Origin of the sequence: Nocardia sp. NPDC059236 (assembly GCF_042754085.1) — a bacterium.
Taxonomy (GTDB): Bacteria; Actinomycetota; Actinomycetes; order Mycobacteriales; family Mycobacteriaceae; genus Nocardia.
Map to the genome: position 1 here is coordinate 778,577 of NZ_JBHZAF010000001.1, position 14,843 is coordinate 793,419.

The window sequence follows — 14,843 nt, forward strand, 5'->3', positions numbered from 1 at the left end:
CCGATGCTCGTCTACGCCACTCCGGACGATCTGATGGACGGCTGGCTGGACGAACCGCCGGAGACCGCTGAAGCGCTACGCCTCATCCGCGCGGCATCACGGTTGGTGCGCAAGGCAACCCGCTGCGATCTCTACCACGTGGACCCCAGTGGACTGCCCACCGACCCCGACATCATCGAGGTCATGCGTGACGCGACGTGCGCGCACGCAGCGATGTGGAAACGTGCTGGCATCAACCCCGACGCTGGCACGGCAGGTCGTCAGATCGCGATCAAGGCGCAGACCGCAGATGGTGGCGCTGTCACTTACGCGGACGGCCCGTCCGCGGCGGAGATCTCGGCGTCGCTGTCGCGCTTGTCGACCCAGGCGCTCGACATTCTCCGCGAGGCGGGCATGGCTTCTGCGAGGCCGCAGACATGGTGAACTACGCGACACCCAAGTACCCGCATGGAGTCATGCTGACCGTGGTTCGCCGCGGTACCGCCAATGCCCGGAACTGGGAAGGCGATTACGCCGACGCGGCTGTCGCCCGCCATCAGATCGGGCCGTGTGACCTGAAGTGGCTCAAAATCACCGAGGACAACGAGTCGGGGGAGATCCTCACCATGCTCGGCCAGGTCACTGCACCGGTCAGCGACGACGTCCTCGCCACGGACAGCATCGAAGTCCCCGGATACACACACGAATTCGCCATCGATGGAACGGTCACTGTCACCCCGAACGGGTTCACCGGCTGGGCGTCCGGCAAGCGATTCCGCATCGCGAAGGACGGCGCTCATGGAGTACGACAGTGATGATTTCGACCTCGAACGCATCCTGGTCGATAGCGACGAACTACGAGCATTCCTCCAAGAGGTCGCGGAGCAGGGCGCGGACCGGTGGGCACTCCGTTCGCGGTGGAGGACCGGATTCAATGCCACCCACGTGGAAGCGGGCGTGATCCCTGACGAAGGCATTCTCACCGGAATCGTCTACGCCTCAGGCTATTACGCGCGTTTCCGTGAGCACGGTACCCGCTGGAACCGACCCGAACACGTCATGCACGACTTCATTGATGATGTGAGTGATTGATGAGCTTGCCCCCATTTCCCGAGTTCGACGAAGTGCTGAAGGCTTTGCTCGGCGACATCGCGCCCGTCGTTACTTTCGAATCGGATGAGATCCCGCCGCCCTACATCTACATCACCAGGGTCGGGGGAGCAGCCAACGAGATCATGGACAGCCCGGTTGTCGATGTCGAGTGCATCGACAACGACCGAGCCGCGTCGAAGATCCTGAAAACCGCTGTATTGGAACGTATCCGCTTCGCAGGCAACACCGAACCCGGCGGATTCCTGATCGACACCGCCAGCGAAAAGACCGGCGGCCAGTATATCCCGCCTTTCCGTCGCGATGCTCGCGGCGTCACCGCCACCGTGCAGCTCTCCTACCGGCGGCCCCGCGCGTAGGCGCAACTCTTCTTCCTCCCACACCACCCGGAATGCCTTGCGGCGCCGGGTTTCTGGGTGTGGCTGAACCAAGGAACCCTCTTCATGACTGCTGTCACTTTCGAGCAGATCGCTGAATGGCGTCCCGAGCTGATCCGCCGGCCCAATAAGGGCTTCGCGTTGATCGGCGACGAAAACGCCACCATCCCTGCTAGTTTCACCTCCGGCGTGTCCGCCGATTTCCAGGCGCTGACTGATTTCACTTCGCTGGGCATGATCGGCAAGGACAATCCGCCGTCGTTCAAGCCGGATGTCAAGAGCTCCGATGTCGAGGCGTGGGGTGCGCTCGAGCCGCCTCGTACCGACATCCTGACCCGCAATCTGAGCGTGTCCATGACGCTCATCGAGACCCGCAAGCGGACCCTCGAACTGTATTCGGGCATTGATCTGTCGAACAACACCGCAGACGCGACCACCAACGAACTGCAGTGGAACGACCCGACTTCGCCTGAAACCCGCTACAACCGCGTCATTCTCGGCATGATCGACGGCAGCGGCACCAAGGCCATCTACTACCTGCGGATTCTGCCGCGCGCCACGGTCACCGAGGTCGGCGAGCAGTCGTGGAGCCAGGAGAAGGCTCTCGAGTACAACATCACCTTGCACGCGAAGATCGATTCGACTCTCGGCTACAGCGTGAAGAACGTATTGTGCGGTCCCGGCGTCGGGCCGCTGCTGGCCAAGATGGGCTTCACCGCGACCGCCTCGGTCCCGGTCATCAGCTCGTACCTGCCTGCCGGGTCGCTTGCGACCGCTGGTGGCGAGAGCGTTGTCCTGCGCGGCCAGCACTTCACGGGCACCACTGCGGTCACGGTCGGCAGCACCAACGCGACCGACTTCACCGTCATCGACGACCTCACCCTCGCGATCAACACCCCGGCCAAGACCGCTGGCTCGCAGAACATCGTCGTCACCAACGCGACCGGCGCTTCGGCACCGTTCGCGGTCACCTACGCCTAACCGGCGTTCTTTGACAGCCGCCCCGCGCGTGTTCCTGGCCGCGCGCGGGGCAGGCCCAAACCTCCTCTGCCGCCAGGGATTCAAGCCAGGAGAACCCCATGGCATTCGAACCCGTTCGCATGGTCGCGCCCGATGGCCGCGACTGCCTCGTCGGCTCCGCGACCGAGCGCGAGCAGCTGCTGAACCAGGGCTACCAAATCCCGGAACCCAAGCCGGTGCCCCGCCCGGCCGTTGAGCGTCCCGCTCCGGCCGAGAAGAAGCCCACCGCCAAGTAACCCCTTCCCGCCAGGAGACGAAACATGGCCACCGCCAAGAACACTGCACCGAAGACGGCGAAGAAGTCCCGATTCGCCACCCTCCGCGATCAGGCCCGCGCCAAGCACAAGGCACAGGAACCCTACGAGTTCGATGCCGTTGATCCGCCGATCCTGATCACCGCCCCCGACACCGTCGACCGCGCATTGGCCATCGCGGAAATGATCGACAACAACGGTGCCGCCAACATCTCCGAGCTGCGACCGCTCCTGGCGGCCATCTGCGGTGATGCCTTCGACGCGGTGTGGGCAGAGCTCAAGAACGAGCCGATCGAGCTGCTGTACGACTTCGTCGACGACCTCAACAAGCATTTCGGGTCAGTGCCTGACGAGGACGGTGCCGAGCTGCCGGGGGGAGAGTAGCCCTCGTACTCCTGCTTGAGGAGTACGGGGAGGAAATCGAAGGCGACCTGTGGGAGTACGCGCGCTGGGACCTGCTCGACTTCTTCCGCGGTCGCCATCCCTGGCAACAGCTTTACCGGTTCCTGCGGCAGTTGCCGATCGAGTCCCGCTACCAGTCGGCACTGGCCATGGACGAGCAATTGGCCTGGGAACGCATCCAGGCCGATGACTCGGAACACGCTGAGCAGCGCGAGATTCCGCCGATCTCCCCACGTGGCTACAGCCTCGAAGTGTTGCTCGCGCTCAAGCAAATCGACTTGCTGAAGGAGCTGATGCGGGTTATTCCCGCCAGTTTCAGCGGCAAACTCCCGCCGCCTTTCCCGCCCGAACCGCGCCCGCAAACCGCCTACCAGCGGCTCCGGAATCGCATGGACCAGATCGAGGTCCACAACGCGCTCAGAGAGCTGGGCATCTACGACTAATTACACAGGGGGCCGCCGTGGCCGAATGGGGCAGCTACACCGCCGGCTCGGCGCGGCTCCTTTTGAAACCTCGCTTGCCTGACACCTTCAAAGCGGATGTCAAGAAGCTTCTCGCGCCAATTCAGCAGTCGTTCGATGTCACTGTCCAACCGGCGCTGGCGAAGAGTTTCAAGACCGATCTCAAATCGAAGGTCGATGCCGCCTCAGCTGGGATAAGCGTCTCTATCGAGGCGAAGCCGACCCTCGCGGCCGGCTTCAGGACTGACCTTCGAGACAAGGTCAAGACCGCGGCAGCGGGCGTAAAGATCAGTGTCCCTGTTGATGTGAGGACCACGGGTCTCAAGACGTCGATCGCTGACAAGGTCAAGACTGCCCAGCAGGGCGTGAAGATCGACGTCCCTGTCGACATCAAGACCGCGGGTCTGAAGACCAAGTTGCGGCAAGCCGTGAACACCGCGGCCGCCGGCGTGACGATCAAGGTCCCAGTCGACCCGGACCTCAGGGGCTTCAAAACCGCACTGCGCACCAAGCTCAGTGCGGCCAGCGGTGGCATTGACGTCAAGCTCACCGCCAAGGTCGACGCCGACGTCACACGGGCAACCGCGCAGCTCGACGCGTTCCGCACCGCACAGCACGCTATCCCGCTCACCCTGAACGTCAATGTCGACACCGCCGCGGCGACCGCGCACCTGTTGTCGCTGCGTGCGCTGGCTGGCGCGATCAACAACCAGTTCCGCGACCTAGGCAATGGCACGAGCAGCAGCGCCACCCGCAGGCTGACTGGCAATATCTTCACTCGCCCCTACCAGGCAATACGACTGCAAATCGAGGTCGATCGTTCATCTGTCGCCCGCGCGCAGGCCGAAGTCGCCAGCGTCGCAGCACGGTTGAGCGCAGCACGTCAACGCCAATCCGATGCGCTAGACACAGTCACACTCGCCGAGCAACGCCACCGCGAGGTCATGGCGCGCTCCTCCGCCAGCGAGTCGCAACGGACCTCTGCCACACAACGATTGACACGCGCACGCCGCGAACTCGGCAGCGCTACAGGCGAAGTCCTCGGCCTGATGGGTCGAGAAGCCACAGCCTCCGACAACCTCACCCGCGCCCACGGCAACCAGAACTCGACCACCCGCCTGCTGGGAGCAGGATTCCGCGGGCTGCGGTCGGCTATCGCTGACGGGCTGTCGAACGCACTCGGCCAACTCTTCAGCTTCAGCAACCTCCTAGGTATCGCGAAGGTCGCTTTGATCGGGCTCGCTGCTGTCAGCCTCGTGCCGCTGATCGGTCAGCTCGTGCAGGCCCTCGGCGTGGTCGCGCTGCTACCTGCCGCGATCACTGGCGCTGTCAGTGTCTTCGCGACGCTGAAGGTAGCGCTCGGCGGTGTCAGTGAGGCGTTCGCAGCCGCGAAGAAGGTCTCCGACAATGCCGCCGATGATGCGGAGGCGCGGGCCAAGAAGATCGAGACCGCCCAGAAACAGCAGGCTTCGGCCGCTGACGGTGTCGAGTCTGCCGAGCGCGGGATTGTCTCCGCTGAGCGTTCTGTGCGTGACGCACAAAAGAATTCGCTGCAGGCGCAGAAGGATCTCAACACCGCCCGCAAGACTGCGAAGCGGGACATCGACGACCTCAACCGGGCGTTGGCTCGCACGAAGCTGAACGAAGAGTCCGCGGCCATCAGCGTCGCTGAAGCGTACAAGAACCTCTACGACGTCTTCTCTGACACCAACTCCACCGCCATCGACAAGGCCAAGGCCCAGCTTCAGGTCAAGGAAGCGCTCGCTGACCAGCAGGACGTACTCGAAAAGTCCAAGCGCACAGCAGAAGACGCCGCCGAAGCCAATCAGAAGGGCGTCGAAGGCGCAGACGCTGTCGTATCCGCCAAGGACAAGGTCACCTCAGCTGCTGAGGCTGAAGAGACCGCGCAGCAGAACTTGTCGGACGCCTACAAGACCCTGGCGAAGTCGCAGCAGTCGCTGGCCGATGCGTCGAAGGATCTCCAAACCGCGCTGACCGAACCGAGCGATTCGGTCAAGGCATTCGAGAAGGCGATGGGCAACCTGTCGCCGGCCACGCAGGACTTCGTCAACAAGATGCTCGACGTCAAGTCGGGCCTGAAGGACCTGAAGCTCGCGGTCCAGGAGAACTTCTTCGACAAGCTGGGCGACTCTGCGAAGAGCCTTGTCAACAACTGGATTCCCACCCTGAAGAGCGGTTTGGGCGGGATCGCTGAGCAGATCAACGGCGGCCTCCGGCGCGCCTTCGCCGACCTGGACACCGACGCGACCCGCTCGAAGCTGTCGACCGTCTTCGACAACGTCAAGAATTCGATCGGACCCATCCTCGACGGGATCGACAACCTGATCCAAGGCTTCCTGTCGCTCTCGGAGGTCGGCTCCGGGTTCTTCCCGGACATGTCGCAAGGCTTCCTCGGCTTCACCGAAAAGTTCCGCAAGTGGGCCGAATCCGACGAGGGCAAGGCCAAATTCAAGCAGTTCATTCAAGACTCGATCGACGCGTTCAACCGTTTCATGTCCCTCGGGAAGCAAGTCGTCCGGATCATCGGCTCCATCTTCAAGGGCTCCGACGACACCGGAAAGTCCTGGATGGACAGCCTGGTAGACGGCGCGAAGAAGCTAGCCGACTACCTGGGCAGCCCTGAAGGCCAGCAGCGCATCAAAGACTTCTTCAATGAACTGCGCGAAACCATGAAGAAAATTGGCGAAGACGCCGACAAGGTGCTTCGCGCATTCGACTGGCTCGATCGCAAAGTCGGTCTGTTCAGCAAGATCGGCAATGGCGCCTTCGACATCAGCAAACTGCTGAGCGGCGACATCGGACCAATCTCCGACGACATCTCCGGATGGATCGGTAATCAGCTCGACGGCTTGCAGCAGAAGGTTGCCGAGAAGATCCCGACGGTCGCCAAGTGGTTCACCGACCTGAAGAGGGACTTCGGCAGCCTCGGATCCGGCGCCTTCGACAACCTGCTGGGCGGCAACGGCATCGCCGGATCACTCGATGGCCTGAAGAACCTGCTCCCCGGTGTCATCACAGACATCCTGGGCGACAACGGTTTCGAGAAGCTCAAAGGCGGCATGTCCGGTCTGGCCACCTTCCTGGTCGGCAGCGACGGACTCGACAAGATCAAGAAAGCCTTCACTGACCTGCCTGGCTTCTTCGGCGGAATCGCCGACAAGCTCGGCGTCAGCTGGTCCGGGCTGGGCGACAAGATCAAAGGCCCGCTCAACACGCTCATCGACCTTCTGAATTCAGGACTCGGCGGCGCCTGGAACGCGGTCGCCAATTTGCTTGGCTCCGACAAGAAGTGGACCGACATCCCACGGATCGGCGAAGGCGGCGATACCGGAGGCCGATCAGGTAGCCCACTCCATCGCGCCACTGGCGGCCCGATCTACGGACCAGGCGGCCCCACCGAAGACAAGGTGCCGGTCATGGCATCGGCCGGCGAACACATGTGGACCGCTGCGGAGGTGCAGGCTGCGGGTGGCCATCAGGCCATGTACCGGATGCGGAAGTCGGTTCTCGCCAGCGGCGGAAAGCAGTCCACGGACGGCAACTTCGCCATCGGTGGTGACGTCACCTTCGGTTCGGACGCAGACCGTTGGATGGCCGATGTCATCCAGCAGGCGTTCTCGAATGCCACGGTGACCAGCGCCCTTCGGCCTAATGAGACGGGCTTCCACCGCACTGGTCAGGCGATCGACATCGTCGGCCCGATGCAGCAGATCGCGAACTGGATTTACTCGGCCTACCCCGAGTCGACTCAGCTGATCTACGGGCCTGGCCCGCTGCTCTACAACGCCCGCGGCTACCACGCAGATCCGTCGAATCAGGCTGAGCTGCAAGGCATCTACGCGGGTGACTTGGCCGGTCACTACTCCCATGTCCACTGGGCGAACGTCAAGCCTCTGGCGAATCTCAGCGGCGATCAGCAGAAGAGCCTGTGGGAGCGCATCAAGAGCAGCGTCGGTGCCATCGTGGGCGGCGGCCGCAACCTCATGGTCGACAACCTCGTCGAGAAGCCCCTGCGGGCGATGGCGGACAGCGTCCCCACCTTCAACGGCCTTGGCGACTTCGGCAGCATCCCCAAGGAATTCGCCAACAAGATCGTCGACACCGTCCTCACCACATTGACGGGCAGCATCGGCGCGGGCAGTGGCTCCGCGAACTACACCCCGTCCGCGGGCGTGGAGCAATGGCGCAGCCTGGTCGTCAGCATCTTGAAGGCCAAGGGTCTTTCGGAGAGCTACACCGACCGCGTCTTGATGCAGATGCAGTCCGAGTCGAGCGGCAACCCGAAGGCGATCAACCTCACCGACGACAACGCCAAGAAGGGCACGCCGTCCAAGGGCTTGATGCAGGTGATCGATCCGACCTTCGCCGCCTACGCGGACCCCGGATACAACTCGGACATTTGGGATCCTGAATCGAACATCCGCGCCGGCATCAACTGGGCGATCCACGCACACGGGTCGCTGGATCAAGGGTTCCAAGGCCACGGCTACGACCAGGGCGGCATCTGGCCGAACATGACGTTCGGCTGGAACACCACGGGCTTGCCTGAGGCGGTGCTCACCAACCCGCAGTGGAAAGCGCTGCGGGACTTCGGCCAAGGGCTCGGGATCCTCCAGAAGGACTCGACTCCCACACCGAACCCGGGCACAACCGTGGAAGGGCAGACGCTGCCCGACTCGACGCAGGTATCGAACGATCCGTTGCTCAGCGAGAGCGTCAATAGCAACGAGAAGGTCGGCCTCGATACCTGGAAGACGTTGGGCACCAAAACCAAGGAACGCTTCCAGAGCGTTTGGGATACCGGGCTCACCGACCTCATCGACTCGAATTTGGGTGCGTTGGGCATCGACGACCCGCGCAACATCCCGCTCTACAAGCAGGCGACGTCCTACAAGGACACCTGGGACGAGTGGCAGAAGAAGAAAGCCGCCGCGGCGCAGGCATCGCAGGCGTTGACCGACTCCGGCTACTACAACGCCGGCCAAAACGTTACCGGTGCTGCGGATCAGGCGACTTCGGCCACGCCCGCTGGGCAGCAAATCAGCAATGACCAATCGACGACGATCAACATCTACCCCGCTGACGTCACCGAGGGTTACCGGAAGGCCCAGCAAATCGCTGATTTGCGAGCGCTGACCAAAACCGCACGAGGGAACTGAGTTCTATTGCGCCAGTCCGCCAAGGTGGAAATCTTCGGCGTCGACGACTCGCATCACGTCATCAATGGTCCCGGCGTGTCGACCCGCATGTATCTGGCAACAGATGTCAAGGGTATCTACGACACGCCGGTCACCACAAAGTACAAGTCGTCGGCATACCAACGTGGATCCACATATCAGGGCAAGAAAGTCCAGCAGCGAGACCTCACCTTCGCTGTCAATCTGAAGGGCCAAACGCCCGAGGATTGGGAAGATCTCGACTCCCGATGGCGGTCCGCCTGGGATTTCGAACCCGACCCGTGGGACCCGGCATCGACGCTCACCAAGATGAGCATCACCACCGACCGATCCGGCACCCGCTCACTGTATTTGGCGCTGTCGGAGTCGGTCGCGTTCGAATCGAAACACGATCCGCACCTGACCGTATCGTCCGTTGTTCCGATGGCTGCCACTGCGGCGCAACCATTCTGGTTCGAAGACAAATGGGAAAACGACCCTTACGACTATTTCCAGACGGGCTCCGCGGGCACCAGCGACGGGTTCGTGACCGTCTACAACCCAACGGATCAACCCCTGTTTTTAAAATGGGTTGTCACGCAGGGAAAGTGGACTCTTCCCGACTTCTCATGGACGGGTAAGCGGTATCACCGGGTCCCGGGTGGTGACTGGGCGAACCGGAAGATCACCCTCCCGCTGTTGACCAGTGTTGAAGGCGGCGCACGCATCGACCTCGACCCGATGAAGCTGCAAATCCGCGACTACAACGACACCAACCTCATCGGCCGCATGAACGGCATCTGGTTCATGCACAAGATTCCGCCCTACACCCCGGAAACCGAACTGCCCGTTCACGTTGAGAACGCGCCGACCGGGGGAGCGCGGGTCGAGATCTACTGCCCACGCCGATGGGGCCGCGCTTGGGGGCTGCACTAAATGACCGACCTCAGCACCCTCACACTGGAACAACAGTGTGAGGCCATTTGGGATGCCACCACAGCCCGCGAAGAAGCCGAAGCACGCGCACGCCTAGAGCCTCCTAAGGTTCGCATCTGGTCTGGTGACTGGGATTTGGCTGGTGTGTTGAGCACGGAGTACACAGCCGAGTTCACATGGCTCGATAACGATGTCGGAACCGGTCTCACTGAGATCCCGCTCTGGGACCCGATCGCCAAGTGGATCTGGCAGGTCAAAGACCGTGTCGACGCCGGCGAACGCCGCAACATCTTCATCACCGTAGACAAGGACGGCGCCCGCTGGTCGGGTCTTCTGTTCGATCACGCGATTGAAAAAAGAGAAGACGGCACAAGGGTTTTGGTCGTGCGCTGGATGCACGACCTTTTCTTCCTGTCGCACTATCTCGTCTGGTGTAACCCGTTCCTCCCAGATTTTGTCCAGTTCCCAAGAGTCTTTTTCCTGGCTGGACCGTCGATTTGGACTCTGAAGACCGCGCTTTTCCTGAATGTCATGCGCGAGCAGGCGAGCCTTTGGGAGCTTCCTGACGACCCGATGAACCAGGGAAGTTCGGCGCCCGGCATGGGCAACTGGTCGGTGGTCGTCAAACCGACCGAGTTCCTGGATGACATGAACGCGGGAACGCTGTGGTCCGTTCCGAACTCGCGGTTCAAGTACTGGACGGAGATGAGCAAGGACATCCTCCTGGATGCCGAGCTCTCGATTATCTGCCGCCGGTTTTTGACTGACGACGACGAGCAGCCGATAGACGGTCAAACGCTGCGCAACGGGTGCCTCGTGGTCGACATCGTCGACAAGTCCGGCTACTACAGCGACACCTCCAACGGTGGCGACCCGTTCCTCGGTTTAAAACGCACCTTCGCCAAGTTTAGCGACGATTTCCTCGACGACTTCCAAGACGCCGTGGTCGACCCAGCGGTTCCCGCCTCCTATGGCGTTCCTGGGCAGAAGCTCACCGACAAGACGTGCCCGTACGTCGTGTTCCTGGAGGGCGAAGAGACCGGCATCGAGTCGTCGAAGTTCTTGTATACGCCCTCGACGGCGATTCAGATTGTCACGGGCGGACACTCGATGCCTTTTGTTGCCTGCCCCCTCCCCTGAAAACGGGGAGGGGGTAGGCAACTTCATGCCAACGAATTGATATCCGCAGGAATTCAGACTGCGGGCGATCTCATCGCCATGATCATCGGTATCCCGCCGGTTGGTGGCGCCACTGATGCTGTGCTTCAGCCATTTTACTGGGACACCATCGCCGCCTGGAACCACGCGAAATCTCAAGCGCGCGCAACCCATTCAGGATGGGCGCGACTATACGAATACATTGCATCGTCCGGCGACCGCGCGTACACGCTCGAAGCACTTCTGTCCGTTCGTAAGGGCCTCCACGACACTCGTTCATGGTTCAGCCACGAGGTCATGATCCGTGACGGTGCCCCTTGGTATATCGGCGACAACGGCAAAGGCCACTTCTTCATCGGTGACCGCATCGGCGCCCAGGTTCTCGGTGACTTCGCAGCACCGTACGGGTTCGCCGACTACACGATCTACGTCGACCAGGTTCGAGAGCTCACCCTCGCATGGGACAGGGATTCTTTCGCTGAGTGGAAATGCACGATCGGCGAGAAGGAAAAGAACAAAGACCGGGGTGCGCGAGCTCTCGGTTTGATCAGCGACCTCTACAGCGTGGTCCGCCAGCTCGGCGTGACCGGCAAATAGCCCAGGAGCACAACCACATTGAGCGACGAAGCAGTAGAGGTTGATTCCTCGCCGTGGCTGCCCGAGGGCGGATTCCCGACCTTCGAGAACTGCAATCCCAACTGCCCCGAAGAAGCCTTCCTGCCCACCTTCGCGGGCCTTCCGGGCATGAAGGGCGCACCGCTCCCGTTCCCGGTCGAGTACCTGAAGATGGTCTCGCGGCGCCAGTGGGACTGCGGTTCTCGGCCGATGGGATCCGTGATTCCGCCGAAGCGGATCATCAAGTACCAGCGGCCTCAGACCTCGAACCCGCACTGGCTCACCAGCCCCGGCGTGTGGGTCGACATCAACGAGCCGGACCGGAACCAGCTCGACATCAAAGAGTTCGTGCAGTCGCTGCCGCAGGACGCGAAACGCCAACTCGCTGAAGCGCTCGGCTTCGACCCACTGGCCGCGGTGCCCGAGGACGACCGCCTCGCCGAAAGCTTCGAGGCGCCAGCGCCGGAACGACGCTACGGCCGGCCGTCGCGTGATGGTGCGTCCGTCACGAATGAACCGCTGCCGTTCGACCCAATCCACAAGACAGTCACCGAAGTACTGACCTACCTGCGCGACGTGGATGACGAGGAACGCGTCCGCGTCCTGGACATCGAGCGCTTCCTCGGCAGCGCGCGCCGCGGCATTTTGAAACGCTACGAGCCCCAGGGATAACCGCGATGGCCTTCAAGTACCTTCCGCTCAAACCCGGAACCTATACGGTGTCTTCGCCTTTCGGGCCTCGCGATGGCGGCTTCCACTACGGCATGGATTTCGCCGCACCACTCGGTACCCCGTTCTACGCGCCGGTCGCCGGGGTGATCGTCGAAGGTGCCGAGCGGGATGGCGTCAGCGGGTTCGGTAAGTGGGTGTGGCTCGACGCTCAGGATTCCGCCGGCGTCGACATCATCATCGGCCACGGGGATCCTGCAGTGCGCGGAGGCGACCGTGTGCACGCGGGCCAGCTGCTCGGCTACGTCAACACCCACGGTGAATCGACCGGCCCGCATGCGCACATCGAGGTGTGGACTTCGCCAGGCCGCGTCGGTGGCCAGGCTGTCGATCCCGCCCCGTACTTCACCGGCGCTGGTAGCCCTGGCGCCGAAACGCCTTCAAGGAGCCCGTCTATGGCCAAACCTGACTTCACCGAACTGGATCGGATGGGGAACTCCTCCAACAGCCGAGGCGGTGCAGGGGTCACCCTGTTCCTCCTTCACACGGAGGAAGGCAATTCCAGCGCCGAAAGCCTGGCCGCCTACCTGAACAATCCAGGCAACGACGCCAGCTACCACTACACAGTGGGCGACAGTGTCGTCTGCGACGTGGTCGACACCGACCGCGCGAGCTGGAGCGTCTTGGACGCGAACCCCTACAGCATCAACCTCTGCTTTGCGGGCAGTCGAGCGAGTTGGTCTCGCGCGCAGTGGCTTACCCGCGACAACGACCTTCGCATCGCTGCCTGGATCGCGGTGCAGGACTGCCGCAAGTACGGCATCCCGCTCACTGTGATCGCACCGCCTTACCGGCGCGGCGCGGGCATTTCCGACCACCGCTATGTGACCGATTGCCTTGGCGTCGGCACCCATTCGGATTGCGGCGACGGCTTCCCGTGGGACGTGTTCTCCGGCTACGTCGCCCAATACGCCGGCAATCAAGGAGACGACGACTTGTCTTTCGCCAACGAAACCATCAAGAACAAGTCCGGTCAGGACATCAATGCGGGCGAGCTCGTGGCCTACATCGACCTGCATATCAATCAGATCAAGTACGGCCTGGCGCTCGTCCTGGAGCAGTTCGCGGGTAAGGGCGCTGCCGCGGCGTTCCTGGCTAACGAGAAGGACACCCGCCCGACCGTGACCTTCCCCGGTTGGGAGCAGGGCGGCGGCCGCACCCTCTACGACCTCTCCGCCGCCACCGCCGCCAAGGCTGGTGTCGACGGTGCCGCGGACAAGCAGGCACCCAAGGCTGCCTGATTCCATCTCTCGACCAATTTCGAGGTATCTCCATGTCTTTTGACACTCTCCGTGACCTTTCCGCGGATATCCGCGGCCGTATCTACGCGGTCCTCGCGCCTGTGCAGGTTCTGCTGGTGGCGTTCGGTCTGCTGGACAACGCGAACGTTGCCCTGTGGGCCTCGGTCGTGACCGCGCTCCTGGGCTTCACCATCGCTGGCGCGAACTCGACTGCGACGTGGCGGACCTGGCTGTATGGCATCATCGGCGCCGCTCAGCCTGTGCTTATCGCCTATGGTGTCGCGACTGATTCTCAGGCCGCGGCTGTCGTGGCTGTCGTGTCCGCTGTGCTGGGTCTGGGTGTGGCTGCGGCCAAGACCCCGAGCATCGGCTAACCCCCAATGTGGGAAGCCGTCTTCGGGGCGGCTGGCGGCATTCTTGGTGCGGTCCTCGGCTATCTGGCGCCGAGGTCGCGCTCTCTGGATTCGCAGCGTGAGGACTTCAAGGTCGTACTCGCGCCCTTGAGTGAAGAGCTCAAGGACCTGCGTTCGCGCGTGAAAACCCTTGAGACGCAGCATGTTGACGACGTCGCGCAGCATTACAAGGACCAGCGGCGCATCGATGTTCTCGTCGACTACGTCAAGGATCTCCTGACCTTCATCTGCGAGCATGTTCCGTCGCCGCCGCCTCCACCCATCCCGCCCGAAATCTCTAACGACATCTGAACATTGGGGGTGATCACTGGTGACTGCTCCCAATCAGCCGGATCCCGATGGCGCTATCAACCCGGGCGCGTTCAGGGCATTCCAGACCGCCACAGAAGCAGACGCCAAGACGGCATCTACGTCTGGCGTTCTCGGCGCGTTCGGTGGCGCTCAATCCAAGGTCGGCAGCGAGATCCGCGAGCCGATTCAGGCGGTGCAAGGTAGTGCGGATGTCGCTGTAACTACGGCCCAGGCGGCAGCGAACACTGCTGCCACGGCTGAAGCGACGGCCGCGAACGCCTATACGGCTGCGTCGTATTGGGAGGCGGAGTTCGTATCCGCCTCTGCGGCAGTGGTTCTCGGCGTCAACGAACTGCTCATCGGTTTGTGTCAGAACGTCCCCACTGGGCTCGTGCGGAAGGCGACTGATATTCATGTCGCCCTCCTGACGCAGCCGAATGGCATGACCTTCGAGTTGCGGAAATGGAACGCAGCCGGCACCGCCGACAGCTTGGTCGCCACATACCCCCTGACTGCGGGTCAGACCCGCGCTAACTGGCAAATCGTCGGCGGGGTTGAGGCTTTCAACCGTGAACGGTTCTACGTCAACGTGACGTCGGTGACCGGTTCGGTCGCGCCTGTCGTTCTTCAGATTCTTCTGTTCGGCGTCCTGTACGACCCGGCCATTCAAACTCCATAGG

At 62.3% G+C, this 14,843-nt stretch carries 17 protein-coding genes; all 17 read left to right on the forward strand.

All coding sequences use genetic code 11. The features are described 5' to 3' along the window. Positions 1 to 3 precede the first annotated feature (3 nt). A complete protein-coding gene (locus ACFXIV_RS04160; protein WP_379400283.1) occupies positions 4 to 423 on the forward strand; it encodes a hypothetical protein in 420 nt (139 codons plus the stop codon). Continuing rightward, on the forward strand, positions 417 to 794 hold the full coding sequence (locus ACFXIV_RS04165; RefSeq protein WP_379400282.1) for a hypothetical protein: 378 nt from the start codon (positions 417 to 419) through the stop codon (positions 792 to 794). The genes ACFXIV_RS04160 and ACFXIV_RS04165 overlap by 7 nt, the downstream gene beginning before the upstream one ends. Next, positions 778 to 1,071: a hypothetical protein gene (locus tag ACFXIV_RS04170; RefSeq protein ID WP_379400281.1), complete on the forward strand. Its 294-nt coding sequence runs from the start codon at positions 778 to 780 to the stop codon at positions 1,069 to 1,071. Before ACFXIV_RS04165 ends, ACFXIV_RS04170 begins: the two co-directional genes overlap by 17 nt. 44 nt (positions 1,072 to 1,115) lie before the next feature. Then, positions 1,116 to 1,448 (forward strand): hypothetical protein, encoded by a 333-nt coding sequence (locus tag ACFXIV_RS04175; protein ID WP_379400280.1) that lies wholly within the window; start codon positions 1,116 to 1,118, stop codon positions 1,446 to 1,448. A gap of 84 nt (positions 1,449 to 1,532) precedes the next feature. After that, entirely contained in the window at positions 1,533 to 2,447 is a 915-nt protein-coding gene (locus ACFXIV_RS04180; RefSeq protein WP_379400279.1) for an IPT/TIG domain-containing protein, read from the forward strand. A 98-nt stretch (positions 2,448 to 2,545) separates the two neighbouring features. Then, positions 2,546 to 2,722, forward strand: coding sequence for a hypothetical protein (locus tag ACFXIV_RS04185; protein WP_379400278.1), 177 nt, complete (start codon positions 2,546 to 2,548; stop codon positions 2,720 to 2,722). A 24-nt stretch (positions 2,723 to 2,746) separates the two neighbouring features. Next, positions 2,747 to 3,124, forward strand: coding sequence for a hypothetical protein (locus ACFXIV_RS04190; protein ID WP_379400277.1), 378 nt, complete (start codon positions 2,747 to 2,749; stop codon positions 3,122 to 3,124). A gap of 131 nt (positions 3,125 to 3,255) precedes the next feature. Then, complete coding sequence (locus ACFXIV_RS04195) at positions 3,256 to 3,585, forward strand: hypothetical protein (protein ID WP_379400276.1); 330 nt, start codon at positions 3,256 to 3,258, stop codon at positions 3,583 to 3,585. 17 nt (positions 3,586 to 3,602) lie between these two features. Continuing rightward, positions 3,603 to 8,783 carry a transglycosylase SLT domain-containing protein gene (locus ACFXIV_RS04200; protein ID WP_379400275.1) on the forward strand — a complete coding sequence of 1,727 codons (5,181 nt, stop codon included), beginning with the start codon at positions 3,603 to 3,605 and terminating at the stop codon, positions 8,781 to 8,783. A gap of 6 nt (positions 8,784 to 8,789) precedes the next feature. Next, on the forward strand, positions 8,790 to 9,716 hold the full coding sequence (locus tag ACFXIV_RS04205; protein ID WP_379400274.1) for a hypothetical protein: 927 nt from the start codon (positions 8,790 to 8,792) through the stop codon (positions 9,714 to 9,716). Further along, entirely contained in the window at positions 9,717 to 10,856 is a 1,140-nt protein-coding gene (locus ACFXIV_RS04210; RefSeq protein WP_379400273.1) for a hypothetical protein, read from the forward strand. Between the two features lie 78 nt (positions 10,857 to 10,934). Continuing rightward, a complete protein-coding gene (locus ACFXIV_RS04215) occupies positions 10,935 to 11,471 on the forward strand; it encodes a hypothetical protein (protein ID WP_379400272.1) in 537 nt (178 codons plus the stop codon). 18 nt (positions 11,472 to 11,489) lie between these two features. Further along, positions 11,490 to 12,161, forward strand: coding sequence for a DUF2744 domain-containing protein (locus tag ACFXIV_RS04220; protein ID WP_379400271.1), 672 nt, complete (start codon positions 11,490 to 11,492; stop codon positions 12,159 to 12,161). Positions 12,162 to 12,166: 5 nt separating this feature from the next. Further along, positions 12,167 to 13,459: a peptidoglycan DD-metalloendopeptidase family protein gene (locus ACFXIV_RS04225; protein WP_379400270.1), complete on the forward strand. Its 1,293-nt coding sequence runs from the start codon at positions 12,167 to 12,169 to the stop codon at positions 13,457 to 13,459. A 32-nt stretch (positions 13,460 to 13,491) separates the two neighbouring features. Then, positions 13,492 to 13,833, forward strand: a complete 342-nt coding sequence (locus tag ACFXIV_RS04230; RefSeq protein WP_379400269.1) for a hypothetical protein — start codon at positions 13,492 to 13,494, stop codon at positions 13,831 to 13,833. Positions 13,834 to 13,839: 6 nt separating this feature from the next. Further along, the gene (locus ACFXIV_RS04235; protein ID WP_379400268.1) at positions 13,840 to 14,163 is read left to right on the forward strand and encodes a YtxH domain-containing protein; all 324 of its coding nucleotides are present in this window, start codon (positions 13,840 to 13,842) and stop codon (positions 14,161 to 14,163) included. Between the two features lie 19 nt (positions 14,164 to 14,182). Beyond that, positions 14,183 to 14,842 (forward strand): hypothetical protein, encoded by a 660-nt coding sequence (locus ACFXIV_RS04240; protein WP_379400267.1) that lies wholly within the window; start codon positions 14,183 to 14,185, stop codon positions 14,840 to 14,842. Position 14,843: the final 1 nt, after the last annotated feature.